At 49.7% G+C, this 24,006-nt stretch carries 22 protein-coding genes; 12 read left to right on the top strand and 10 right to left on the bottom strand.

Annotated elements, in window-relative coordinates:
* The first annotated feature begins 329 nt into the window (after positions 1 to 329).
* From O6P33_RS13160 to O6P33_RS13150, 3 genes are all read left to right on the top strand, one after another.
* Positions 330 to 578, top strand: a complete 249-nt coding sequence (locus tag O6P33_RS13160) for a zinc ribbon domain-containing protein (RefSeq protein ID WP_420094948.1) — start codon at positions 330 to 332, stop codon at positions 576 to 578.
* 111 nt (positions 579 to 689) lie between these two features.
* Positions 690 to 1,142 (top strand): flavodoxin, encoded by a 453-nt coding sequence (locus tag O6P33_RS13155; RefSeq protein WP_269819548.1) that lies wholly within the window; start codon positions 690 to 692, stop codon positions 1,140 to 1,142.
* An 8-nt stretch (positions 1,143 to 1,150) separates the two neighbouring features.
* Positions 1,151 to 1,804, top strand: a complete 654-nt coding sequence (locus O6P33_RS13150) for a pseudouridine synthase (RefSeq protein ID WP_420094947.1) — start codon at positions 1,151 to 1,153, stop codon at positions 1,802 to 1,804.
* A 79-nt stretch (positions 1,805 to 1,883) separates the two neighbouring features.
* On the opposite strand, the gene O6P33_RS13145 is transcribed toward O6P33_RS13150, so the two are convergent.
* From O6P33_RS13145 to O6P33_RS13130, 4 genes are all read right to left on the bottom strand, one after another.
* Positions 1,884 to 2,276 carry a globin gene (locus O6P33_RS13145; RefSeq protein WP_269818215.1) on the bottom strand — a complete coding sequence of 131 codons (393 nt, stop codon included), beginning with the start codon at positions 2,274 to 2,276 and terminating at the stop codon, positions 1,884 to 1,886.
* Between the two features lie 96 nt (positions 2,277 to 2,372).
* On the bottom strand, positions 2,373 to 2,573 hold the full coding sequence (locus O6P33_RS13140) for a DUF2788 domain-containing protein (RefSeq protein ID WP_269819546.1): 201 nt from the start codon (positions 2,571 to 2,573) through the stop codon (positions 2,373 to 2,375).
* A gap of 229 nt (positions 2,574 to 2,802) precedes the next feature.
* Complete coding sequence (locus tag O6P33_RS13135; protein ID WP_269818214.1) at positions 2,803 to 3,282, bottom strand: Lrp/AsnC family transcriptional regulator; 480 nt, start codon at positions 3,280 to 3,282, stop codon at positions 2,803 to 2,805.
* A gap of 438 nt (positions 3,283 to 3,720) precedes the next feature.
* Complete coding sequence (locus O6P33_RS13130) at positions 3,721 to 4,704, bottom strand: outer membrane protein assembly factor BamD (protein WP_269818212.1); 984 nt, start codon at positions 4,702 to 4,704, stop codon at positions 3,721 to 3,723.
* Between the two features lie 150 nt (positions 4,705 to 4,854).
* Here O6P33_RS13130 and rluD point away from each other — a divergent pair, with 150 nt between their 5' ends.
* The 6 genes from rluD (at position 4,855) to O6P33_RS13100 (ending at position 12,845) form a co-directional block, all read left to right on the top strand.
* Positions 4,855 to 5,829: a 23S rRNA pseudouridine(1911/1915/1917) synthase RluD gene (gene rluD, locus O6P33_RS13125; RefSeq protein WP_269819545.1), complete on the top strand. Its 975-nt coding sequence runs from the start codon at positions 4,855 to 4,857 to the stop codon at positions 5,827 to 5,829.
* Positions 5,826 to 6,575 carry a peptidoglycan editing factor PgeF gene (pgeF, locus tag O6P33_RS13120; protein WP_269818211.1) on the top strand — a complete coding sequence of 250 codons (750 nt, stop codon included), beginning with the start codon at positions 5,826 to 5,828 and terminating at the stop codon, positions 6,573 to 6,575. The genes rluD and pgeF overlap by 4 nt, the downstream gene beginning before the upstream one ends.
* Before the next feature lie 217 nt (positions 6,576 to 6,792).
* Positions 6,793 to 8,475, top strand: coding sequence for a fatty acid--CoA ligase (locus O6P33_RS13115; RefSeq protein WP_269818210.1), 1,683 nt, complete (start codon positions 6,793 to 6,795; stop codon positions 8,473 to 8,475).
* Positions 8,476 to 8,686: 211 nt separating this feature from the next.
* Positions 8,687 to 10,615 carry a DUF1302 domain-containing protein gene (locus O6P33_RS13110; protein ID WP_269818209.1) on the top strand — a complete coding sequence of 643 codons (1,929 nt, stop codon included), beginning with the start codon at positions 8,687 to 8,689 and terminating at the stop codon, positions 10,613 to 10,615.
* An 82-nt stretch (positions 10,616 to 10,697) separates the two neighbouring features.
* Positions 10,698 to 12,068 carry a DUF1329 domain-containing protein gene (locus O6P33_RS13105; protein ID WP_269818208.1) on the top strand — a complete coding sequence of 457 codons (1,371 nt, stop codon included), beginning with the start codon at positions 10,698 to 10,700 and terminating at the stop codon, positions 12,066 to 12,068.
* 453 nt (positions 12,069 to 12,521) lie between these two features.
* The gene (locus O6P33_RS13100; protein WP_269818207.1) at positions 12,522 to 12,845 is read left to right on the top strand and encodes a DUF1820 family protein; all 324 of its coding nucleotides are present in this window, start codon (positions 12,522 to 12,524) and stop codon (positions 12,843 to 12,845) included.
* Between the two features lie 30 nt (positions 12,846 to 12,875).
* Here the strand turns inward: O6P33_RS13100 and O6P33_RS13095 are convergent, their stop codons facing one another.
* Entirely contained in the window at positions 12,876 to 13,364 is a 489-nt protein-coding gene (locus O6P33_RS13095) for a phosphate-starvation-inducible protein PsiE (RefSeq protein ID WP_269818206.1), read from the bottom strand.
* Between the two features lie 72 nt (positions 13,365 to 13,436).
* Positions 13,437 to 16,097 (bottom strand): DEAD/DEAH box helicase, encoded by a 2,661-nt coding sequence (locus O6P33_RS13090; RefSeq protein WP_269818205.1) that lies wholly within the window; start codon positions 16,095 to 16,097, stop codon positions 13,437 to 13,439.
* 132 nt (positions 16,098 to 16,229) lie between these two features.
* On the opposite strand from O6P33_RS13090, the gene O6P33_RS13085 reads away from it, so the two are divergent.
* Together O6P33_RS13085 and tldD are read left to right on the top strand one after the other, a co-directional pair.
* The gene (locus tag O6P33_RS13085; protein ID WP_269818204.1) at positions 16,230 to 17,084 is read left to right on the top strand and encodes a carbon-nitrogen hydrolase family protein; all 855 of its coding nucleotides are present in this window, start codon (positions 16,230 to 16,232) and stop codon (positions 17,082 to 17,084) included.
* Positions 17,081 to 18,523 (top strand): metalloprotease TldD, encoded by a 1,443-nt coding sequence (tldD, locus tag O6P33_RS13080; RefSeq protein WP_269818203.1) that lies wholly within the window; start codon positions 17,081 to 17,083, stop codon positions 18,521 to 18,523. Before O6P33_RS13085 ends, tldD begins: the two co-directional genes overlap by 4 nt.
* 53 nt (positions 18,524 to 18,576) lie before the next feature.
* Here tldD and yjgA read toward each other — a convergent pair whose 3' ends face one another.
* Complete coding sequence (gene yjgA, locus O6P33_RS13075) at positions 18,577 to 19,098, bottom strand: ribosome biogenesis factor YjgA (protein ID WP_269818202.1); 522 nt, start codon at positions 19,096 to 19,098, stop codon at positions 18,577 to 18,579.
* A gap of 87 nt (positions 19,099 to 19,185) precedes the next feature.
* On the opposite strand from yjgA, the gene pmbA reads away from it, so the two are divergent.
* Positions 19,186 to 20,532 carry a metalloprotease PmbA gene (gene pmbA / locus O6P33_RS13070; RefSeq protein WP_269818201.1) on the top strand — a complete coding sequence of 449 codons (1,347 nt, stop codon included), beginning with the start codon at positions 19,186 to 19,188 and terminating at the stop codon, positions 20,530 to 20,532.
* Positions 20,533 to 20,582: 50 nt separating this feature from the next.
* Here the strand turns inward: pmbA and O6P33_RS13065 are convergent, their stop codons facing one another.
* The 3 genes from O6P33_RS13065 to O6P33_RS13055 all read right to left on the bottom strand — a co-directional run bounded on the left by O6P33_RS13065 (position 20,583) and on the right by O6P33_RS13055 (position 23,930).
* Complete coding sequence (locus O6P33_RS13065) at positions 20,583 to 21,767, bottom strand: DUF3426 domain-containing protein (protein WP_269818200.1); 1,185 nt, start codon at positions 21,765 to 21,767, stop codon at positions 20,583 to 20,585.
* A gap of 87 nt (positions 21,768 to 21,854) precedes the next feature.
* Positions 21,855 to 22,733: a 50S ribosomal protein L11 methyltransferase gene (gene prmA, locus O6P33_RS13060; RefSeq protein WP_269818199.1), complete on the bottom strand. Its 879-nt coding sequence runs from the start codon at positions 22,731 to 22,733 to the stop codon at positions 21,855 to 21,857.
* Positions 22,734 to 22,769: 36 nt separating this feature from the next.
* On the bottom strand, positions 22,770 to 23,930 hold the full coding sequence (locus O6P33_RS13055) for a 1-acyl-sn-glycerol-3-phosphate acyltransferase (RefSeq protein ID WP_269818198.1): 1,161 nt from the start codon (positions 23,928 to 23,930) through the stop codon (positions 22,770 to 22,772).
* Positions 23,931 to 24,006: the final 76 nt, after the last annotated feature.

Genomic DNA, 24,006 nt, shown 5'->3' with positions numbered 1-24,006 from the left:
TCTGCCTATGATGTTCAGAGGTATACCAATGGCGCAGGTAAGGACTTAGGGCTACACAGCCAAACAGTGCAGCGTATTGCAGTTGAGTATGTCACGCGCCGCAAACAGTTTAATAAGGCGCGGTTGAATTGGCGCAAATCGGGTGGTGTCAGGCGTTCACTTGGCTGGATTCCCGTTAATACGGCTGCGGCACAGTGGAAAAATGGTCAGGTCTACCACAACGGCCACTACTTCAACGTGTGGGACAGTTTTGGCTTGAGCCAATACAAGTTTCGCTCTGCCAGTTTTAACGAAGATGCCCGTGGCCGCTGGTATTTTAATGTAAAACAATGTTGGACTATAAGTGCGCTCACGCAGGCATTGTTTTTAAGGAAGTCAACGAGGCATACACCACCCAAACCTGTTCGAGTTGTGGCAGTTTGCCCGAATCGAGGCCGAGAGGTATCGCAGGGCTTGGAATAAGAGAATGGACGTGCAGTGCGTGTGGTGTCACGCACAGCAACCGCGATGTGAATGCGGCCAAGAACATTCTCGCGGTCGGGCATGGCCGTCTAGTAGTAGGAATCCCCCTGCTTTAGCTGGGGGAGGATGTCAAAGAATTATAGATTCTTGCTATGATGAAAACTATTCAAGCATTTTAAATATTATTCGAGCAATTTTATTGATTGAGGCAGCTGTCGAGTATGGCGATTAAACTGGTGATTGTGTCCGGCACAGTATTTGGTGCAGCAGAAGATGTAGCGCATCACGCTGCACAAGTGTTGACTGCAGCGGGGCTCAATGTCAGCTATAAGCCGCGTATATCTTATTCTGAACTAGTGGCTTTAGAACCCGAGGCGCTATTGTTTGTAACCTCAACCACCGGAATGGGAGAGTTACCGGAAAACTTGCAGCTTTTAGTCAATGCTTTGCGTGATCAGCCGCCGCAGTGGGCGGGGTTGCTGGGGGCGGTGATTGGCTTGGGGGATGCCTGCTATGGCGAAGACTTTTGCGCAGGCGGTGAAGCGATTCGCGAACTTTACGCTGAGCTGGGCATTGTCGAGTTGCAAGAAATGCTGCGCTTAGATGCCAGTGAAACAGTCACGCCAGAGAGTGATGCTGAACCTTGGTTGGCGGAGCTTGCCGCCTGCTTGGCGGTATAGGTGCGCTAATGAACAAGCCAATGAAGCCGCGTTCTCATGCGCAGCGTTTTAAAAGTCCTGCTCAGCGCTCGCGCAAAACTCCACGGCAGCGCCCAGCAGAACCCGCTCAGCCGTGCTTATTAATGCTCAATAAGCCCTATGATGTGCTGACGCAGTTTACCGATGAGTTAGGGCGGGCCACGTTAAAAGACTATGTGCCCGTAGCCGGAGTGTACCCTGCTGGGCGTTTAGACCGGGACAGCGAAGGCCTAGTATTGCTCACCAATAGCGGCCGTTTGCAAGCGCGCATTGCTGAGCCTAAGTTTAAACTGCGTAAAGTGTATTGGGTGCAGGTGGAGGGTGCTCCACAGGCAGAGCAATTACAGCGTTTACGTGATGGTATCGAACTTAAAGATGGTCTTACTGCTCCTGCTGAGGTTGAGCATATTGCTGAGCCGGAGTTGTGGCCGCGTACTCCGCCAGTGCGTGAGCGTAAACAAATACCCACGGCTTGGCTGCAGCTGACGATTTATGAGGGACGCAACCGACAGGTGCGGCGGATGACTGCGGCAGTCGGCTTGCCAACTCTGCGCTTAGTGCGGGTGCAAATTGGTGAGTGGCATTTAGCTGATTTGCCTAGCGGGCAGTGGCGCACTCTGGCGCTGCCAGATTTAACCTGCTAGCGGGTAACTCTGGCATTTGCTCAATTAGCGCTATGGGCAAGGCTAGGCCAGTCACCCACAGCTGTTTGCCAGCCTTGGCTTAGTATTCAGCAATAATAACTTCAACACTTTTACTGACAACTTCGCGCCAAGCTTGGATGATTTCGGTGGTGCTTTGTTTGTCATGCTCACGGATGGTGGCAGCCAGAGCATTAAACCATAGGGTGTAGAGCTCAGGACGAATATTCATGCCTTTGCGTGAGTGCGAGCAACCCAGAGCTTTAAGTTTGGTATCGGGCATACCGCGGGCATGCAGCACTACGTTTAAAATGCCTTGGCGTAAGAGGAGTTTTTGACCAGCCATATTGGTGTTGGCGAACTTGTCGCGTATTTCTGGCGAGCTAGCGAGAAAGTGGTCATAAAATGAGTCGAAAAAACCATCGCTTGCACAGCAGCGGCCATAGCTCTGCATAACGATATCAGCAGCTTTCATTCGGTGTATCCTTGGAGTATTAAAGGTTTAAATAGGCTGGGAGCAGTAAATGTTAGTAGTCTGGCAGGGTAGGAGTGAAAGCAGTGGCGGCGAGAGTTACAGGCCTTTAATGGCAATCACTATGGTTTTAATCAGGAAACCGAATACACCGAGGCCTAAAGCAAAAAACAAAACGGCAGTGCCATAACGGCCCGCTTTAGATTTTTTAGCTAAGTCCCAAACGATAAAAGCCATAAATAAAATGAGACCACCTACTAAGACGGTCACCATGAGCTCTTCGAATACTTCAGTTTCCATAGTTTTCCAAATCATCTAACAGGCTGCTGTGTATCTTGCACAATGTATTATCTGCGCTGCTAAGTAACATGATTTATCACGGTCAAATCAGTTAAGTAACAGTGTTTCATTGATCCAGCACATAAGTATGTCAATATTATACGCCAAAAAAATGACAATGTAAGGACAGGTGACTCCTAAGTCTAAAAAATGCACACAAGATCCTAGTGCAGCAGTGTTTTAGCAGCGATTAAGTACTGAGGTGGCTTAATGGCAAAGCGGTTGAGAGTTGCACATGATTTAGCACAAAACTTGAGCGCACACTGGTCACCCCCTCTACTCGAGTCAGCTTTTCCAGTAGAAATTTTTGGTAGTGATCCATGTCTGGCACTATGACTTTGAGTTGATAATCTGCATCCATGCCGGTGACTAGACTGCATTCCAGCACTTCTGGCCACTGGCATATCTGCGTTTGAAAATTCTCGAAACGCTCAGGTGTATGTCGGTCCATGCCAATTAATACATACGCAGTTAATGTCAGGCCCAGCTTTTTACGGTCCAGCAAAGCTACGTGCTTTAAAATATAGCCCCCATCCTCTAGAGCTTTAACTCGGCGTGAGCAGGGCGAAGCTGATAAACCAATGCGCTCGGCGAGGTCTTGATTGGACAGTTGGGCATTGTTCTGCAGTTCTTGCAGGATACGTAAATCATAGCGGTCAAGCTTGTCCATTTTTGCCTCTTTTGCTGATTAGGTTGCTGGTTATTTGACTTGGAAGGTTTTATTTTGCCGTGAATTGATATTGGTTGGTTTTTTATTGCTATATTGCCAGTTTTTTTGCTGTTTTAGCAAGCATTCTCTCGTGATGGTTAGCTACACTGGGAACCAGTTCACGGCTTGTTTAGATTCTATGCCCAAGCACACGGCCTTTATCGAGGTTGTGTGCGTAAAAACATGTTACCCCGTGTTTTTCAAGCAAGCCCGCCACCTTATCCGGGTCGCGACGGAACCAGCGGCACAACTGTTGAAGAGGGCGCATTAAAGGAGCATCTGTGCAGATAGCTCCTTTTTTGTATCGGCAAAATAACTTGTTGAAAGTTATTTTGCCGTGCGAAAGATAATAAAAAGGAGGCCTTGTGCCTCCTTTTTATTTGTTTGCTAAATTGTCTTTTATTTCCCGAATACGCCAAAGGTTAGACGATTGAGCCAGCTGCGCTTGGGTTTGTCATTGTTAATCGCGGTACGCACACTGTCCGGCACTTGTTCTGCAGCGTCTTCATACTGACGGATCACATCTTTGCTGGCTTGTGTTTGCTGTGGGCGTAAATCTTCATTACCCTCGATAAAACCTAAGGTGGCCATACTTAACCAAGAGCGCTCATCGTAATCTTTCACTCGAGGCTTAAAGGTACCACTGGCTAAACTTGCGTGCTCTGGGTAGTTCAACTGCAATGTTTCTAAGCTGATTTCAGCTAAATCATTGAGCGCTAGGTGCTGGTAGGCCTCCGTCATAATGGCTAAGCCGTCAGCCACTGATGGGGTTTCTTGAAAGTTTTCAACGATATAGCGGCCACGGTTGAGCGCTGCCACATAAGATTGGCGTTTTAGGTAGAAGTAAGCCACATGCACTTCATACGCTGCCAGCAAGTTGCGCAAGTAAATCATCCGTTGCTTGGCGTCTGGGGCATAACGGCTGTTTGGGAAGCGGTTGGTGAGCTGGGCAAACTCATTGTACGAGTTACGTGCTGCGCCAGGGTCGCGCTGCGACATATCTAAGGGTAAAAAGCGCGCTAACAAGCCGCGGTCTTGATCAAAAGATGCGATGCCTTTCATATAATAGGCATAGTCCACATTGGCATGCTGGGGATGCAGGCGGATAAAACGGTCAGCAGAAGCGCGTGAAGCTTCAGGCTCCATGTTTTTGTAGTATGCATAAATCAGCTCTAGCTGAGCTTGCTCGGCATAACGACCAAAGGGATAGCGTGATTCTAATGCTTTTAATTTGCTCACCGCTGATGAGTATCTGTTTTTCTCAAGATCTGTTTGCGCTTGCTGGTAGAGCGCGGTTTCGCTTAGAGTTTCATCAATACCCTTGGACGCACAGGCGCCTAGTAAGGTAAAAATAGCGATAAATAGCAGGTGCCTTAGATGCATGATTGAGTACGCCGGTAAACGGTTGGCTGACTTGCAGTGAGCCGTCCTGTTATAGTGAACACCTTGGATCGTGATCCAAAGCAAATTATGCTGTATTTAACCACAAGCGTGCGCTTGAAACCAAAGCCTACGCATTCTCTGTTGATGAGTATGCCAACAAATACGACTGAAACAATTCAATTATACGCAAAGGTTCCAGTGGAGCTGGGTGGTAAACGCTTAGATCAGGTTGCTGCGCAGTTGTTCCCGGAGCATTCCCGTTCACGTTTGACTGCATGGATCAAAGAAAATCGTTTGACCGTGGATGGTCAGATTATTCGACCGCGAGATACGGTTTACAGTGGCTCTGAGCTACATTTGACGGCTGAGCATGAGGCTCAGGGTGAGTGGGTCGCGCAAGATATTCCATTGGATATCGTCTACGAAGACGAGCATATTTTAGTGCTGAATAAGCCTGCAGGTCTGGTAGTGCATCCTGCTGCTGGGCATCCAGATGGGACTTTATTAAATGCGCTGCTTTTTCATGTGCCTAACCTGATTGAAGTGCCCCGTGCCGGTATTGTGCACCGTTTAGATAAAGACACCACAGGTTTAATGGTGGTGGCCAAAACATTGGTGGCGCACACCAGCTTAGTTGAGCAGTTGCAAGCCCGTAGTGTCGGGCGTACCTATGAGGCGATTGTGGTTGGGGTGATTACCTCTGGGGCAACCATTGATGCGCCGATTGGTCGTCATGGCCAACAGCGCCAACGCATGGCTGTGATTGATAGCGGTAAGCCAGCGGTGAGCCATTACCGTGTGTTAGAGCGCTTCCGCTCCCATACCCACACGCGGGTGATGCTCGAAACTGGGCGTACCCACCAAATTCGTGTGCATATGACGCATGTTGGTTTTCCATTGGTGGGTGACCCTGCCTACGGCGGACGCTTTCGTATCCCGCCAGCGGTTAATCCAACCCTGTTAGAGTCGCTCAAAGAGTTTCCGCGGCAAGCACTGCATGCGCGCTTCTTAGAGCTTGAGCACCCCGCGACAGGCAAACGCATGAAGTGGGAGGCACCGCTGCCAGAAGACTTTACTTGGCTGTTGACCTTGTTGCGTCAGGATCGTGAGGCATTTGTTGGGTGAGCCACGAATTAAGCTTAAAGCCACTGGATTGGCTGACGCCTGATTGGCCTGCGCCAAAAAATGTCCGCGCCTGTGTTACTACGCGCAGCCACGGCGACAGTGCAGCGCCTTTTGCGCACTTTAACTTAGGTGCGCATGTTGGCGACTGTGCTGAGCAAGTGCAGGCCAATCGCCGCTATTTAGCCACAGCTTTAGGTTGCCAGCCCACTTGGTTAAATCAAGTGCATGGCAATCAAGTAGTGGCTGCCAATGCACAGCAGGTGTTAAGTGCTGATGCCAGTGTTTCGCGCGACATTGCTCTAGCGAGCTGCATTATGAGTGCTGATTGTTTGCCAGTGTTGTTTACTGATCAAGCAGGCACCTGTGTGGCGGCGGCCCATGCCGGTTGGCGCAGCTTGGCTGCTGGGGTGCTGGAAAATACTGTGAGCGCGATGCAGGTTGCGCCACAGCAGATTATGGCTTGGCTTGGGCCTGCTATTGGCGCTGAAGTTTTTGAAGTGGGCGGCGAGGTGCGTGAGGCTTTTACCCAGCAGCATGCTGCTGCCCGTCATGCTTTTGTTGCCAGCTCTAATGCCGGGCGTTGGCTTGCTGATCTTTATCAGTTAGCGCGCATCCGCTTAGCGGCTTGTGGTGTGCAGGCTGTATATGGCGGGGGCTTGTGCACCCTAACCGATGCAAGGTTTTATTCTTACCGGCGCGAGTCCGTGACCGGTCGTTTTGCCAGCTTGGTATGGCTGACTGAATAACCCTACGCGGCAGTTGTTACGTGTGACTCAGTAGCTGATTTTTAATGCCTACTGATCCAGTTTTCTTACTGAAAAATACCGGCATCGTTGTGATTGCTTGCTGTTGCGCGATAAAGAGCTATACAACAATTCATGCTTTAGGCTGATGTATTAGCTCATGCCTAGCTATACCTTTGTTAATACAGATGAAAAATCAAAAATAACAATAGGTATCCACATGCTTCAGACACGAATTTTGCCTTCAGCTGAAAATGCTCATGCCGCCCCTCTGCTGATTAAAAGTCTTTTACTCTCTGGCGTGCGCTACGAGAGCAGTCGTGAAATTGTTTACCGCGATCAACTGCGTTACAGCTACACCACCTTCGTGGAGCGTATTGCGCGCTTGGCTAATGTTTTGACCCAAATGGGAGTCAAAGCCGGTGATACAGTGGCGGTGATGGATTGGGATAGTCATCGTTATCTCGAATGTATGTTTGCCGTGCCGATGCTGGGGGCGGTGCTGCACACTATTAATGTGCGCTTATCACCGCAGCAAATTCTTTACACCATGAATCATGCCGAAGACCGCTTTGTCTTGGTCAATAGTGAGTTTGCTGAACTCTATGCGGGTTTGGCCGACGAGTTAACCACTGTTGAACGCACATTACTGCTAGCAGATGCAGGGCAGGAAGCTGTCGAGCTGGTTGATTCAGTGGGTGAATATGAAGCGCTCTTAGCCAGTGCAGCGCCGCACTATGCATTTGCGGAATTTGATGAAAACTCTGTGGCCACCACTTTTTATACGACTGGTACCACTGGCAACCCCAAAGGAGTGTACTTCACTCACCGGCAGTTGGTCTTGCATACCCTAGCCATGGCTTCTGTGGTGGGGAGCGTGGACAGTGTGCGTCTATGTGGCACCGATGATGTGTATATGCCCATTACCCCAATGTTTCATGTGCATGCTTGGGGAATGCCCTACGTCGCGACTATGCTCGGCCTGAAGCAGGTGTACCCTGGGCGCTATGATCCTGAAGTGTTAGTGGAGTTGTGGGAGCGTGAAAGCGTTACTTTCTCACATTGCGTCCCCACGATAGTGCAAATGATTCTTGGGGCTAAAGCTGCGCAAGGTAAAGATTTTAAGGGCTGGAAACTGATTATTGGTGGTAGCGCGTTGCCGCGAGCTTTATACGATGCTGCCTTAGCGCAAGGTATTCAGTTGACTGCAGCTTACGGTATGTCAGAAACCTGCCCGTTAATTTCTGCCGCAATGCTCAATGAGCAGCTGCAAGCAGCCAGTGAAGATGAGCAAATTACCTATCGAATTAAAGCTGGTATTCCTGTGCCCATGGTTGAGGCTGCTTTGATGGATGCCGATGGTCAGTTCTTAGTCCATGACGGTAAACAGCAAGGCGAGTTGGTTTTGCGCGCACCCTGGCTCACCCAAAACTACTTGCGCGAGCCAGAGAAAGGGGAAGAGTTGTGGGCGCATGGCTGGATGCATACTGGTGATGTAGCGACTATTTGCACCATGGGCTTTATTGAAATTCGCGATCGTATTAAAGATGTGATTAAAACTGGTGGTGAGTGGGTGTCATCGTTGGAATTAGAGGACTTAATCAGTCGTCATCCGGCAGTGCGTGAAGCAGCAGTGGTTGGCGTACCAGATCCACAATGGGGTGAGCGCCCTTTTGTGATGGTGACTTTACATCCGGGGCAGCAGTTCGATGCGCGCGCTATTAAGGAGCACCTTAAGCCTTTCGTTGAGCAAGGATTGCTCAGTAAGTGGGCGGTACCGACTCAGGTAGCAGTTGTTACTGAAATACCCAAAACCAGTGTGGGCAAGCTGGATAAGAAGCGTATTCGGGTGGAGATCGAGCAGTTGCAAGCGGATAGCTCGGTATTTTTATCCACTCTGTAGGTGATAGCTGTGCAGGCTATCAAAATGACTTGAGGGTCAGGTTTTTAGTTGGCACGTTTGCTGCAGTGTAGAGTATAGATAGAAGGTGTTATCGCGTTTAAAGCCGCCAATTTAGAGCGGTTGGTGTGATTAATCAGTCTTTTGGTTGATTGGTCTAAGAAAGTGGTTGGTTATACTGCCAACAGCCAAAATAACAATCGGAGTTGCATCCATGACAACAAAACAACAAAACGTCTGGCGTTTGGCAAAATTGCCATTGGCCGTAGGCTTAGCATCAGTATTAGCAGCACCAGCCTCTGCAATTACTTTTGACCTGGGGGAGGTTGAAGGCTCTTTTGATAGCGCACTGTCAGTGGGTGCGAGCTGGTCCACAGCAAAGCGTGACAAACGCTTTATTGGTAGTTCTAACGGTGGAACTGGTTACACCCAAACCGGTGATGATGGTCGTTTGAACTTCCAGCGCGGTAAAACTTTTTCACAGATTTTTAAAGGGATTCATGACCTGGAGTTGCGTTACAAAGACTCTGGCGTATTTGTTCGCGGTAAGTACTGGTATGACGCTGAGCTAGAAGATGTGCATCATCCATTTAAGAAAATTGAAAATAAAGGCCGTAAAGAAGCGGCGAAAAACCGTGGTGCAGAAATCCTCGATGCCTTTGTCTACCACAACTACGCCATTGCTGATCAGCCTGGTACTGTACGTTTAGGTAAGCAAGTTGTGAGCTGGGGTGAAAGTACCTTTATTTTAAACGGTATTAATGCGGTTAACCCCATTGATGTGGCAGCGTTCCGTCGTCCGGGTGCTGAAGTAAAAGAAGGCCTGATTCCAGTTAATATGCTCTTTGCTTCACAGAACTTAACTGATCAGTTGTCTATGGAAGCTTTCTATCAGATTAGCTGGAAGCAAACCATTGTTGATAACTGCGGTACCTTCTTCTCCACTGCAGACGTTGCTGCCAACGGTTGTAATGACAATTATTATATTCTTGATGAGCAATATAAAAATCTACTAGAGGATAATCTGCCGGGCCTGCAAACTATGCTGGGTGGCTTGGCCCCGCTCATTCCTGCAGCTGGATCTGTTCTAGATACTGTGAATGGTATTCATTACGACCGTGAAGGTATGCGTGTTTCTCGTAGTAAGGATAGAACCCCTGGTGACAGTGGCCAGTGGGGTACGGCATTCCGCTGGCTCGGTGATAATACCGAGTATGGCGCTTACTTTATGAATTACCACAGCCGCACGCCTTTCTTAAGCATGAAGAATGCGAATGCTGATGTGATTAATAGTATTACCAATGATTTGCCTGTACTTGGAGGAATGTTGGCTCAGGCTGACCCAACTAACCCCATTCTAGGTCTTCTGCCTACTCTTGGTTTGGCTGGAGCAGTGGCAAATGGTAGCTACTTTATGGACTATCCAGAAGATATTCGCTTATACGGTTTAAGCTTCTCTACCAGTTTGCCGACAGGTACGGCGTGGCAAGGGGAAGTCAGCTACCGTCCAAATATGCCGGTACAAATTAACACCCAGCAAATGACCTTGGCTTTAGCTGCTCCAGTTAATCCTGATGCGTCTGCTTGGCAGAATAAGCGCGCGGGTGCGATTCAAAAAGGTTATAACCGTAAAGAGGTTACGCAACTGCAAACCACTTTCACTCACTTCTTTGACCAAGTGTTTGGTGCTAGCCGCGCCACTCTGGTTGGTGAAGTTGGCTGGACCCATGTCGGTGGCTTGGAGAGTAAGCGCGATAAACACAGTATCCGTTATGGACGAGACCCAATCTTTGGCGTGAATGGTAGTGCCGTTGACCCAGCAGGTACCTCAATGGCTAAGTATGGCGACCATGGTTTTGTGACTAAAAACTCTTGGGGCTACCGTGTCCGCGGTATCTTAGATTACAGCGATGTATTCGCCGGTATTAACTTGCACCCAAATATGGCTTTCTCCCATGACGTGGATGGCTACGGTCCTAATGGTCAGTTTAACGAAGGCGCTAAAGCGATCAGCTTTGGCTTAGATGCTGATTACCAGCACACCTATACCGCCAGTGTGTCGTACACCAACTTCTTTGATGGCCGTTACAACACTCAAAAAGACCGCGACTTCTTAGCTGTAAGCTTTGGCGTGAACTTCTAATCACTGAGCCCAGTGTTGGCGTGGGTCAACGCTGGGCATTGTGTGTCTCCCAATTTTTTTACTCTTTAGGAAGACTTTATCAATGAAAACAAATAAAACTTTAATGCAAACTGGGGCGGTATTTGCACTGTCGTTGTTTGCTGGTAGCGTGATGGCTGCAGTTTCTGCAGATCAAGCAGCACAACTGGGTACAACTTTAACGCCATTTGGTGCTGAGAAAGCTGGTAATGCGGCAGGTACGATTCCTGAGTGGACCGGTGGTTTGGCTGTGGATGCCGCGCAAATTGATGCCCGCGGTTTTCTAGGCAATCCTTACGCAGATGAAAAACCTTTGTTTACCATCACTGCGCAAAATATGGATCAGTACAAAGAAAACCTGACGCCAGGTCAGCAAGCGTTGATGAAACGCTACCCTGATACTTACCGTATGCCTATTTATAAAACTCATCGCTCAGCAACTATGCCGGATGAAGTGATTGAGGCAGCTAAAGAAAACGCACTTAAGACCAAAATGGTGCAAGGTGGTAACGGCTTAGAAAACTTTAGAGTGGCCAATGCCTTCCCAATTCCACAAAACGGTTTGGAAGTGATTTGGAATCATATTACGCGTTACCGTGGTGGTAGTGTTAAGCGTGTTGTGACGCAAGCAACACCACAGACCAATGGTTCTTACTCGCTGGTTTACTTTGATGATGAGTTTGTGTTTCCAACTAAGCTCAAAGATTACGATGCAAGCAAGCCGAGCAACGTTCTCTTTTACTTTAAACAAAAAGTAACAGCACCATCGCGCTTAGCAGGTAACGTGCTGCTGGTTCACGAAACACTTGACCAAATTAAAGAGCCGCGTATGGCGTGGTTGTATAACGCTGGTCAGCGTCGTGTCCGCCGTGCACCACAAGTATCTTATGACGGTCCAGGTACAGCAGCTGATGGTTTACGTACCTCAGATAACCTCGATATGTTTAACGGTGCTCCTGACCGTTACGATTGGCAGTTGCACGGTAAAAAAGAAATTTATATTCCGTACAACAGCTTTGGTCTAGATTCACCTGAGCTTAAGTACTCTGACATTATTCAAGCGGGTCACATTAACCAAGACTTGAGCCGTTATGAGTTACACCGTGTTTGGCATGTGACAGCAACCCTGAAAGATGGTGAGCGTCATATCTATGCAAAACGTGATTTCTACATTGATGAAGATACCTGGCAGGCAGCAGAAATCGACCATTACGATGGCCGCGGTAACCTGTGGCGTGTTGCTGAAGCACACGCGGTGTATTACTACAACAAGCTTGTACCTTGGTACACCATTGAAACACTTTATGACCTGCAGTCTGGCCGCTACTTAGCCTTAGGTATGAAGAACGAAGAGAAGCAAGCTTATGAGTTTGGTTTTGAAGCCACCACCGGTGACTTTACTCCAGCCGCCTTGCGTCAATCAGGTGTGCGTTAATTAGCTTCCTGACAGGCGGTGTTTTATAAACGCCGCCATGCTGACTTTAAAGCCAAGCCTAGTGCTTGGCTTTTTTGTGTCTGTGATTTATCACAAGCAAGGTCAGACATAGCAGCAGTGAAATTAAGGGCAGATCGATTAGAGGGGCTGCAACTTATTGCAGATAAAAAAAGACCCGCAAGTGCGGGTCAAAACCGTGTTTAGCCTGATGAGGAGATAACTTGAAAACCGACCTGTTGGTTTCTTCGTTACCAGCTGACCTTGCGATCAGTTGAGTTAATAATAACAATTCTCATTCTCATGTCAAGCCTTTAGCATGACAATGCTTAAACGCTTAATTTTGGCAGTGATCTGCTTGGTCGATTAAGATGTGTTAAGTGTGCAGACTAAAGCTACAGAAGATGGTGGTTATGCTAAGCTGCGCATCCGTTTGTTTAAGAGTTTTATGCGGTTATGAGTAAAAGCGAGAACCCAATTTTTAAGGTGATCTTTGTTAATCAAGGTCAGGTCTTTGAAATGTATGCAAAAGCAATTTATCAAAGCGATCTTTGGGGCTTTTTAGAGATTGAAGAGTTTGTCTTTGGTGAGCGCACACAGGTTGTGGTTGATCCCAGTGAGGAGAAGCTTAAGGCGCAATTTGAAGGTGTTATTCGCAGCTATGTGCCTTTACAAGCCATTGTGCGCATTGATGAAGTAGAGCGCTTAGGTGTAGCCCGCATCAGTGAAGCAGCTGCGGGCAATGTCATGTCATTTCCAATGCCAGTACCAGGTAAATAACTGGCAACTAGCATTTTTGCTGCGCTGTTTTCAGTTTGGCTCAGTGCCCTCATGGCTTTCATCGCTGACTGAGTGGCGTTTGGATGTGGGCTTGATGGCAGGGAAGCGCGCTGAGGCAAAGCGCACCACCAAGACTGAAATGGCCAGTAATAAAATAGCACCGGAGACATAGACAACACCCATATTGGGCTCATTATGGTGGGAGATGTCTGAAATCATCAGGCGAGTCAATGCAGTAATTGCCACGTAAATTAAAAAGCGCACTGGCATATGGTTGGTTTTAAAGTAGATGCCCACCATGGCGCCTAATTCTAGGTAGATAAATAACAGTAAAATATCATCAATGGTTGCTGCGCCTTTGCTAAACATTTCCAACGCCGCCATGGTGCCCGCCCAAGCAGTAATGCCGCCAATGGCAAACAGCGCCAAATAATGGAAAGCCTCTACTAAGAGGTTGCCTACAGACTCAGCAGAGTCGTGCAAGCATGCCCGTAACTTTTCCACTCGATTATTTTTCACCGTCAATACTCCTTAAGTCGTGAGTCGCAGCATAACAAAAAACCTTGCTCTGTAGACATAAAAGCTGCGCCTTTAGCTGTTTAGCGGAGCCAGTAAGCTGGCTATGTCGGCACTTTCTAAGGTGGCGCTGGTGCTGCTGCCTGCCTCAAGAATACTGCGTGCTAGCGCGGCTTTGTGCTGCTGCAGGTGTTGAATTTTTTCTTCGACACTGCCGCGGGCAATGAGCTTATAAATAAATACAGGTTTAGTCTGTCCAATGCGGTAAGCACGGTCACTGGCTTGGGCTTCTGTGGCGGGATTCCACCAAGGATCAACATGAATTACGGTATCCGCAGCAGTTAAATTTAAGCCGACACCACCGGCTTTTAAACTGATTAAAAATACTGGTACCTGTCCTGACTGAAAGAGTGCCACAGGGCTGCGGCGGTCGCGGGTTTGGCCCGTAAGCTGGACAAAAGGAATCTGTGCTTTCTCTAGCTCGGCGGCAATTAAAGCCAGCATGCTGGTAAATTGCGAGAAGACTAAAATACGCCGTCCGCTGCTGGTAAAGCTACGTAACATCGCCATGAGGTGCAGCATTTTTGCCGAGTCCTGGCTGCTGTATTGTTCGGCGTCGGCGGCGCTCAGAAGGCGCAGGTCACCGCAGACTTGGCGCAGCCGTAAGAGGGCTTCAAGGACGACAAAGTGACTGCGAGCTAAACCAACCCGCTGTATTTCGTCACGAACTTTTTTATCCATGGCCAGGCGTAAGGTTTCGTAGCGATCACGTTGGCTGCTGGTTAAGTCTATGTATTGGGTTATTTCGGTTTTTTCTGGCAGTTCGCTGGCCACTTGCTGCTTATCGCGTCTTAAAATAAAAGGTTTGAGACGTCCTTGCAGGTGGGCTAAGCGCTGCGCATTTTGCTGTTTTTCGATGGGGTGGCGATAGTGCTTATTAAAGCTTTTGGCATCACCGAGCCAGCCGGGCATCACAAAATTAAACAGCGACCAAAGTTCACTTAAATTATTTTCCAGTGGTGTGCCCGTTAAGCAAAGGCGTTGCTTGGCGTTGAGTTGGCCAGCGCATTGTGCAGCTTTACTGCGCGGGTTTTTAATAGTCTGCGCCTCGTCGAGGACGACAATATGCCAGTTTTGTGCCAATAAATGCTGGCTGTCACGGGAAAGCAGTGCGTAGGTGCTGAGGACAATATCAGCCTCGGTAATCTGCGCAAATAATGTTTGCCGTTGTGCGCCGTGTAAGGTCAAGACCTGCAGTTGTGGGGTAAACAGCGCTGCTTCGTCTTGCCAGTTGGCCAGAAGACTGGTGGGAACTATGATCAATGCCGGTTGTTGCAGACGTTGCGCATTTTTTTCACTGAGAATATGGGCCAGGGTTTGTAAGGTTTTGCCCAGCCCCATGTCGTCAGCTAAAACCCCGCCCATACCCATTTGCCGCAGGTTTTGTAACCAAGTCAGCCCCTCATGTTGATAATCACGCAAAGTGGCTGTTAAACCAGTAGGGATTGGACTTAAGGTGTCTAGCGGTTGTGATAAGCGCTCGGCAAGTTGGCGGATGTTAGCACCGCCATGCCATTCAATGCCCTGTGCTTGTAAGTGTGTTAAGCGTGCAGCTTCTTGGCGCGGTAAGCGCAGGCTGTGTTCGTCAGTGATGGCTTCGCGAATATAAAGCTCAGCGAGGGTTTGGAGCACGGGGCGGATGCGAGCATAAGGCAGCGCCACACGCTGCCCGAGTTTGGCGATATACACCGCAGTGACTTCATGATCGTCGCGTTGTGCAAGGTAACTAGGGTCGAGCAATTGCGGCGACTGACGAATAAGCTGTAATAAAATCGGCAGCAAGCTAATGGAGTGCCCAGCCACTTCAATGCCTAACTCCAAAGAAAACCATTCTAAGCCAGGCGACTCATCAATATTGGCGTACCAATTGTCAATGGCTAAGAGGTTGAGCTGAAACTGCGGCAGCATGACAATCTGCCAGTTTTGTTCGCGTAGCTGCTGTAAGGGGTGCTGCATAAAGGCCAACCAGGCTTGCTCACTGGCTAACTCATAAGGATCACCTGCACTTTCTGGCACGGCCTCACTTTGCCGTAAAGATGCTTGCCAACCAAGCTGCTGCAGCTGTGTGCGGCACTGCTGCTCAAAGGCTAGGTCGCGGTAAATGCGCAAGCGCTGATAAGGGCCGGTACTGGCCAGAAAGTCAGTACTGGGTTTGCCGCTGCAGAGGTGACCTTGGTAATTAAAGGCTAGCGCTGCGCGGTGCTGGACTGTGGTGAGCGTTCGTCCGCTGCGCATATCGTAACGTTGCAGGGTTACGCTGCCGAAGGTCAGTTGTGGCGTGGGCGGCAGTACCGGTGCATCGCTAATGTGCAGTGTTTGTTTGGTGTTTGCTTTTACTGGGTTTGGCGCGGTGCTGGCTGCACTCTGCGGTGCTTGGCCAAGCTGTTGTTGCTGCTCCAGAGTGAGTAGGGCGGCAACCACATGCTTACAGTTATAACCCACATAGCATGAGCATTGACCATTGATATCGTAATAACCGGCTTGCGCCAGTAGAGTGATGCGTTGTTGATAACTTTTTTCTACCGAGCCACGGCAGCGGGCCTTGAGGGTTTGCTCTTGCAAGCTGACTAAGGTGCTGCGACCCTGCGCAGCGTAGGCTTTGCCCCGTTTAAAATCGCCGTTTGCAAAGGCTTGCCGCCACTGCGCACACTGTAGTTGGTTAATATCTAGAGTCATAGGTCAATCAGTTATTAGACAGCTCAGTAGTATGGCATAAGCAGCTTAGCTGTTGTGCCCAGGGTATGACCCTGTAAGATTGGCGGTAGCTTGAGCGCGAGCGCAATTTATCAAACAGAGGGTGCGGTAGTTATGAGCGTTGCTGTTATTCAGATGGTGTCGGGTAAGGATATTGCGGCGAACTTGAGCCTAGCCCGTGACTTATTAGAGCAGGCTGCAGCTGCAGGCGCACGTTTGGCGGTGCTGCCAGAGAACTTTGCGGCAATGGGTAAGGTGGATGTGGGACGCATCGCTGAACTTGAAGCCAGCGGCCAAGGCCCAATCTTAGCGATGCTGGAACAAGCTGCGCGGGAGTTGGGGCTATGGATAGTGGCGGGCACTGTACCGTTATTGCCAGAGGGGCAGAAACAGGGCAAGCCTTGCGCTAGCTCTTTGCTATTTAATGAGTTTGGTGAGAATGTAGCGCGCTACGATAAATTGCATTTATTTGATGCGGCGGTGGGTGATCAGCAAGGCCGTTATAATGAATCTGCGCATTATGCGCGGGGGCGCAGTTGCACTGTGGTGGATACGCCAGTGGGCCGCTTGGGAATGACGGTGTGTTACGACGTGCGCTTCCCAGAGTTGTATACGGCGTTACGTGATGCCGGCGCTGAATTAATCAGTGTGCCAGCGGCCTTTACGGCATTAACCGGTGCCGCCCATTGGCAAGTGTTATTGCGTGCTCGTGCGATTGAAACCCAATGTTTAATTTTGGCCGCCAACCAAGGCGGAGAGCATGCGCCTGGGCGTGAAACCTTTGGTCATTCAATGATAGTGGATGCCTGGGGGCGCGTACTAGCGAAGCTACCTACGGGAGCTGGCTGTGTGGTGAGTACTTATGCAGCCGCCGAACAAGCCGATATTCGCCAACGGATGCCAGTTTGGCAACATAAACAATTTTCTGTCGCGCAGTTAGCGTCGGCAGAAACAGAGGACACAGAATGAGTGATTTATTAGCCAGCGTTAGCTCGGTTTTATTAGCGCCCACAGGCTTAGCGCCAGAGCAACTTGGCAAAGTATTTAGTGAGTTAGCCGGCCCTGGTATTGATGCTGCTGACCTGTATTTTCAAAACCGTATATCTGAAGCTTGGGTGCTGGAGGAGGGGATTGTTAAAGAAGGCAGTTTTAACCTTGATCAAGGCGTAGGTGTGCGTGCATTGGCCGGTGAGAAAACTGGTTTTTCTTACAGCAATGCTTTGACCATGCCAGCGCTGTTACAAGCGGCGCAAGCCTCGCGCAGCATTGCTCAAGCGGGCCAGCAAGTGCAGCCTATCGCCATTCAGTCTGTGGCGCATACTGCTTTATATCCAGCCGATAATCCGCTGCAAGTGTTGAGCCGTGAAGAGAAGGTGGCCCTGCTTAAGCAAGTGGATGCGGCTACCCGTGCATTAGATGCGCGGATTACTCAGGTCACGGTGAGCTTGACCGGATCGTGGGAGCAAGTCCTGATTGCCACTTTAGATGGTCGCTTAGCTGCAGATGTGCGTCCTTTGGTGCGTTTTAATGTCAGTGTGATTATTGAGCACAATGGGCGACGTGAGCGCGGTACTGCCGGCGGTGGTGGACGCAGCGATTACCGTTACTTTTTAGAGCAAGACCGTGCCATGGCCTATGCCCGTGAAGCAGTGCGGCAAGCACAGGTTAATCTTGAGGCCATTGCTGCGCCGGCGGGTACTTTGCCAGTGGTGCTCGGGCCAGGCTGGAGTGGGGTCTTGCTGCATGAGGCGGTGGGCCATGGTTTAGAGGGTGACTTCAACCGCAAAGGCAGCTCTGCTTATAGCGGTAAAGTTGGTGAACAAGTAGCGTCCAGTTTATGCACCATCGTCGATGATGGCACTTTAGTTGGCCGCCGTGGTTCGTTAAGCATTGATGATGAGGGCACCCCGAGCCAATACAACACTTTAATTGAGAACGGTGTCCTGCGCGGTTATATGCAAGACACTATGAATGCCCGCTTAATGGGGGTTGCTCCAACGGGTAATGGTCGCCGAGAATCCTATGCGCATGTGCCCATGCCGCGCATGACCAACACCTATATGCTTGCGGGCGAGAGTGAGCCGCAAGACATTGTCCGTTCAGTCAAGCGCGGTATTTACTGTGCCAATCTGGGTGGCGGTCAGGTGGATATCACCAGCGGTAAGTTTGTGTTTTCCACCAGTGAAGCCTACTTAATTGAAGACGGAAAAATCACTGCGCCCATTAAAGGTGCCACCTTGATTGGTAATGGCCCTGAAGCCATGCGTCAAGTGTCTATGGTTGGTAATGATTTAGAGCTTGATGGCGGTGTGGGGATGTGTGGTAAAGCCGGACAGACGGTGCCTGTGGGTGTTGGGCAGCCGACATTGAAGATTGATGGCATTACTGTGGGGGGAACAGGTAGCTAAAAGTGGCCTGCGCGCATCGGTTGTTGGTCAGCTGATGCGCACTCTGGACGCTTTTATTTAAGGCCTAAGCGTTGCTCGTCGAGATCGCGTAAGTAGCGGAATATTTTACGCGAAGCAGTGGGTGCTTTATTTTGTTTAAGTTCGTGCTGGGCGTGGCGGATTAAACTGCGCAGGTGCTGAATATCAGTGCTGGGGTAGTCTTCCACAAAGCTTTGTAGGGCGCTGTCGCCGTCACTGATTAAGCGGTTACGCCAACGTTCTAAAGCGTGAAAGCGGTCGTTGTATTCTCGGGTTTGACTGTCAACTAAATTGACAGGCTGCATGATTGCATCAATATCGTGATTGCGCAGCAGCTTACCGAGAAATTGCGAATGGCGTTTACGGGCAATATGCGCGGTATGTTTACAGGTTTCTGCCAGAGCTCTGCGCAGCTCATCACTGAGCGGCATTTTATCCAGCAGTTCCGGTTTAAGGTCAGAAAGACGCAGACCCAGCTCTTGCAGGGCAAGCATTTCACGTTTGACTTGTGATTTGCTTTTTTCTTCGTCCAGTGAGTCATTGATGTAGTCAGACATAACGGTGTTCCAATCAGTTAGGATGCCATGATAACAGAGCAAGACTCTTAGGTTTATAGAGTCTTGTGAAAATGCTTTGGAGTAACTATGAGTTTAAGTGAAAGTGTTGGCCCGCAAGTGATACCTGAATTAAAAAGTCAGGTGGAGAAAATTCTCGCAGCGGCTAAACAGCAAGGTGCTAGCGCCTGCGAAGTAGCAGTTTCTGTGCAGCAAGGCTTATCAACCAGTGTGCGTCAGCGTGAAGTTGAGACGGTTGAGTTTAATCGTGATCAGGGCTTCTCGATTACTGTATATAAGGGGCAGCAAAAAGGCTCAGCCAGTACTACAGTGGTCGGTGATGATGCCATTGCCAAGACCGTAGCAGCAGCTTTGGCCATTGCTAAGTATGCTTCACCGGATGAGTTCTCTGGTTTGGCCGATAAAGAACTGATGGCCACCGACTTTCCAGATTTAGATTTATGGCACCCTTGGGATTTAACACCAGCGCAAGCCATTGAGATGGCTTTGGAATGCGAGGCGGCCGCCTTTGACGCTGATCCTCGTATTACCAATGCGGATGGCAGCAGCGTCAATAGCGACGTGGGTTGCACGGTATACGGTAATAGCCATGGTTTAGTTGCTGGGCATGCCGGCACACGGCACAGTATCAGTTGCGTGATGATTGCTGAGGCCGAAGGGCAGATGCAGCGCGACTACTGGTACGACTATGGTCGCCGTGCGGATTTGCTCAATGATGCCGCCAGTATTGGGCGTCGCGCCGCGCAGCGCACTGTAAGTCGCTTAGGTGCGCGTTCAGTGCCCACATGCGATGTGCCAGTGCTGTTTGCTGCAGAGTTGGCCGGAGGCTTATTTGGAAGCTTGCTGGGTGCTATAGCTGGTGGTAATCAGTATCGAAACTCATCGTTTTTAGTGGGTGCTTTAGGGCAAAAACTATTCCCAGAGTGGTTTAGTTTAGATGAGCGGCCCTTGTTGCAGGGCGGTTTAGCCAGCAGTGCGTTTGATGGTGACGGTCTGGCGACCTACGCCAAGCATTTTATCGCAGAGGGTGAGCTGGTGAATTACATGCTCAGCACCTACTCCGGACGTAAGTTGGGTATGCCTAGCACGGCTAACTCAGGTGGTGCGCGTAATGTGTTCGTTACGCATGGCAATGATGATCAAGCGGCTTTATTGAAAAAAATGGACCGTGGATTATTAGTTACTGAACTTATGGGGCAAGGCTTAAATATGGTCACCGGCGACTACTCCCGTGGTGCAGGTGGTTACTGGGTCGAAAACGGTGAAATACAGTTTCCGGTACAAGAAGTGACCATCGCCGGCAATATGCGTGATATGTTCCAGCAGATCGTGGCAATTGGTAATGATTTGGATCGACGTGGCAGTGTCTGCACCGGTTCAGTCTTAATTGAGCGAATGAAGGTGGCAGGTAGTTAAGCGAGGCTGGAAAATTGCAGCGTTACGCGAGGGCGGCGCTGCAGTTGTGCTTAGTCTGGCGAGACAAAATCTAAAGTGTAACTGGCGGCGCCACCGCTTGGCTCTAAAATTTCTAAAGCAATATGAATGGGTGTTTGTGGCGGCATTTGTGCTTGCCCTGCCAGTTCACCGCCCAAGTATTCTGCCGGTTTAAACACCCGGCGTGCTACCGCTGTACCCTGTTGATTCATAAAGTTGAGTTCCAGCAGGGGGAAGGGCTGGGTAAAAGCCGCGCGGTTGTAAATAATCGCATCCACCAGTAAAGCGCCACTAAATTCGGGGTGGCTGCGTACCAGTAAATTACTGCTCTTAATTTTCTGGACATCCACTTTAGAGGGCAGCTGGCAGTCAATTAACGGGCAAATTTTTTCTAACCATGGCCGCGTATTGTCTTGGCGGGCCAGTTCGTTAAAGTTGTAGTAGGTGTATTGGCCCAGCAACAGCAGTAGGGCCAAGCTGTTGAGTGCGCCCCAAGCCAGCCAACGTCGCCAAGGGCTTTTTTGTGGCTGCCAGTCCAAGCGCAAAGGCTCATCGGCCAAATGCCTGAGATGATCAATACTGGGTTCAATGCTTATGTCTGCTGCGGTTTTTTTAGCTGGCGCAGCGACAGTCACAGGTTCGACGGCTGTGGGCTCAATAGCTTGTGTTGTGCTGGCGCTGTCTTGCGCAACAACGCTACTTAATTGCGCCACAGGCTCTTGTGCCAGTAATTCCTCGCTCCAGTCATCTTCAGCTATCGCGCTGAGGCCTGAGGGCAGGTCGGCTTCAGGATCAATACTAGGTGTAGCGCTGGGCGGTATGTTGGCAAATGCTTCGCTGACTTCTCTCGCCCGCTGCTGTTCTTCGCGCTCTAAGCGCGCTAACTCTTCATCGAGATCAATGTCATCTAAGTCACCTAGATCCATATCGTCATGAATCATTAAGGGTTGCGCTGCAGCGTCATTGGATTTTTTGGCTTTGCTTAGAGTGGCTTCGGGTTGTGCTGTATCTGTTATATGCTCTGGAGTTGCGGTTAAGGTGCTGACGTTAGGCTGCACAATTGGCTGGGCAGGTTCACTGCTGATTTGACTGGCCGCGTTAAATACTTGCAAGCATGCACCGCAGCGTACCGAACCGCGCGCAGCGGTAAGCTGGCTGCGTTGCAGACGGAAGCTGGTCTGACAATGTGGGCATTGTGTAATAAATGTATCGGTCATGGTTGAGTCAAATTCAGAGTGAGCATCAAGGCCTGTAGTCTAGCGCAATAGTGTGGTTGAGCGGCAGTGACTGTATCGCAATCTGGATTAATTGCGAATACCAGAAATACATACCCAGCCGTCTTTTTCTGCAGTGGGCGCTAAGGTAAAGGCAGCGCTGTAAGCATCCCGCACTTCCTCAGCTTGCTCTGCGAGGATGCCCGATAACGCCAAGCGTCCACCGGGGCGGGTGCGCTCAATCAATTGCGGAGCCAGCTCGACCAGCGGTCCAGCTAAAATATTTGCCAGCACAACATCAAACTGGCCAGCAGGCATATCCTGCGGTAAATACACCAGCATATCTTGCGCAGCAATGGCGTTACGGTGGGCATTATCCCGTGTCGCTTCTAACGCTTGGCTATCAATATCAGTACAGGTCAGCTGCGCAGCGCCTAAGAGTTTCGCGGCAATGGCCAGAATGCCAGAGCCGCAACCAAAGTCGAGCACATTGCAGTCATCTAAATTTTGCCCGTCGAGCCACTCCAAGCATAAAGCTGTGGTTGGGTGAGTGCCCGTACCAAAGGCCAGGCCTGGATCAAGTAATAAGTTCACCGCGTCCGGCTCTGGAGCTGTGTGCCAGCTGGGTACAATCCATAAGCGTTGACCAAAGCGCATCGGCTGGAAGTTATCCATCCAGCTGCGCTCCCAGTCTTGATCTTCTAACGGCTCGATTTCTAACTCTGGCGTTTTGGTGCCGCCGAGCAACTGAATGTGTTGGCGCAGTAGCTCAGGATCAACGCTGTCTTCAAATAAGGCCAGCAAATGGGTGTGATTCCAGAGCGGCGTGGTGCCTAAGTCTGGCTCATAAATAGGCTGGTCTTCACCATCCATAAAGGTCACGGATACTGCGCCGAGCTCCAGTAAAGTGTCTTCCCAGTGTGCAGCTTGATCGGGTTGGATGGCTAAACGGACTTGTAACCAGGACATAAAAACCTCAGGAGCGTGTGCAGTTGTCTGCGAAAATTAGGCGTGGAGAGCGTTGCAGCGGTATTGGTTCTGCAGTGGCATGGCGTACTGCATAATCAAATAAGGGCGATGCTCTGCTGGACAGGCGGCTAAGCGGCGTTGCCATTCGCGTTGCGCAGTGAGTACTTCTTGCTGCTCAAACACGTCATGAATATCAGGCACTTCTAAGCCCGCATCTTGCTGATCCCATAGTGCCCAAGCTAAATAGTGCACGGGGAATAAACGGTAATCGCGCCAGATTTGCTGATCAACTAAATTGGCCAGTTGTTTTGCATCAGTAAAACCGCTGCTTAACACGGGGCAGAAATGCACATGCACACGGCCTTTATAGCCGGTAATACCTTGGGCAATGCTGGCGTCGTCTTCGCCAATTTCTTTGTTGTACTCACCGGTTGTGGCACGGATATAGAGTTCGCGCGCTTTAGCAATATCACATGGGTCGTATTCGTAACTGATGGCCACGGGGGTTAAGCGCAGGGAAGCAATCACTGCCGCAAAGTCTTCATCTTTACGCGACAAGTGAAACATTTTTAAAATAGCGCTTTCGGTGCGGTCATCACCATCTTTGGCACGTCCTTCGGCCTGGGCAATCCAAATGGATTCACGGTCTTGCAAAATGGAGTGATTGATATAAGCCGATAACAGTTGAAATGCCGTCAGCTTTTCACGGCGGTTCGTCAATGAGCGGTGGACGATAAAGCTTTTGTTGATGCGCATCAGGTCGCTAACAAAGGGCCGCTGTAATAAATTATCACCAATGGCAATGCGCGGCGTGCTGTGTTGTGCTTGAAATAAAGCGTAATTAACAAATGCTGGGTCCATCACAATGTCGCGGTGATTGGCTAAATACAAGTGCGGCTGGCCATCTTGCAAGTGCTCAATACCAGAAAAGCTGATGCCGTCTGTGGCTTGGCTAATGCTGCGCTCCACATAGGATTCAATCCGTTCTTGCAGGGCGGCAACACTATTGACTGCTTTCAGCTCGCTGCGCAGTTTTCCAGCAATGATGGGGCGTAATAACCAGCCAAAATAGCGTGAGGCCACAGGGAAACGGTACTGAGTGATGATGGATAAAAAATCGACATCAGCCAGCAAACGTTGCAATACAGACGCCACTTCGTTGTCATTGTAGGGGCGAATACTGTCAAATTGATCCATGTAATTCTCTTGTTCGGATGCTGTTCAGGGCTTTAGGCGCTGTGGGGTAGGTTTATTGGGCTATTATACCCGTATT

It is taken from the genome of Denitrificimonas caeni (assembly GCF_027498055.1).
Lineage (GTDB): Bacteria > Pseudomonadota > Gammaproteobacteria > Pseudomonadales > Pseudomonadaceae > Denitrificimonas.
Note: the sequence above shows the minus strand (reverse complement) of the source record. Positions and strands in the feature narration are given on the sequence as shown.